A 1,279-nucleotide genomic window follows, 5' to 3' on the forward strand; every position below is an offset into this window, starting at 1 on the left:
GCTCGCCGCGCCGCTGCTCGAGATCGCCGATGGCCAGCGCGTGCTCGATGCCTGCGCCGCGCCCGGCGGCAAGACCGGCCATCTGCTCGAACTGGCCGACGTGGAACTGACCGCGGTCGAGAGCGATGCCGCGCGCGCCCAGCGCATCGACGAGAATCTCGCGCGGCTGCAGCAGCGCGCGCAGGTGGTGATCGGCGACGCGAGCCGGCCGCAGGCCTGGTGGGATGGCAAGCCGTACGATCGCATCCTCGCCGATGTTCCATGCTCGGCCTCGGGCATCGTGCGCCGCCATCCCGATATCCGCTGGCTGCGCCGCGAGAGCGATCTGGGCAAGCTCGTCAACGAGCAGCGCCGCATCGTCTCGCAGCTGTGGCCGCTGCTGAAACCGGGCGGCATTCTGGTGTATGTGACTTGTTCTATTTTCCCAACGGAGGGCGAGGAGCAGGCGCAGTGGTTTGGTGCCCAGCTACCAGATGCGATACGATTGCAGGCGCCCGGCCAGCTGCTGCCCGGCAGCATCCCAAATGGCGTGGCTGATGGCGGGACCGGCAGCCACGATGGCCTGCCGTCGGACCACGACGGTTTCTTCTACGCCCGCTTCCAGAAACGCCTCTGATCCGATGCTCGCACCGCTTCGCTTGTCCGTCCTCCGTGCCCATGACGACAAGGCGTGCGGATCCGCAGCAGACCATGCCGGTATCGGCGTGGCCGCGCTGCGCCGGCTGGCGTGGCTGCTGCTGATGGTGCTGGTCCTGTGCGCGAGCGCGTTGTCGCCCCGCGCCGGGCACGCACAGAACATCGACATCCGCGAGGCGCGCGTCGAATATCAGGACGGCGGCTTCGAACTGAACGCCGCCTTCGACTTCGAATTGTCGCCGGCATTGGAGGACGCCTTGCACAAGGGCATCCCTCTGTATTTCGCGGTGGATTTCCAGTTGAGCCGCCCGCGCTGGTACTGGTTCGACGAAAAGCCGGTGAGCACCAGCCGCAGCGTCAGGCTGACCTTCCATCCGCTGACGCGGCAGTACCGGGTCTCGACCGGCGGACTGCAACTGCCCTTCATGCGCCTGAAGGGCGCGCTCGATTTCATCAAGCAGGTGCGTGGCTGGCGCGTGTTCGAGCGCGGCGACGTCAAGCTCGGCGTGCCCTACCAGGCCGAGGTCCGCATGCGCCTCGACCTGTCGCAATTGCCCAAGCCGTTCCAGATCAACGCGGTCAATACGCGCGACTGGAATCTGTCGTCCGACTGGCGCCGCTTCGCCTATACGCCGGTGGCCGA

2 protein-coding genes are annotated in these 1,279 nt (G+C 66.9%); both read left to right on the forward strand.

Going from position 1 to position 1,279, the window contains the following annotated elements; translation table 11 throughout:
* A partial coding sequence (locus tag AC6EI8_RS26565; protein WP_498383404.1) for a 16S rRNA (cytosine(967)-C(5))-methyltransferase occupies positions 1–616 on the forward strand: 616 nt, incomplete at its 5' end.
* Positions 617–620: 4 nt separating this feature from the next.
* On the forward strand, positions 621–1,279 hold a 659-nt coding region (locus AC6EI8_RS26570), incomplete at its 3' end, for a DUF4390 domain-containing protein (RefSeq protein ID WP_498383405.1).

Source organism: Cupriavidus sp. R6-3 (genome assembly GCF_059772245.1).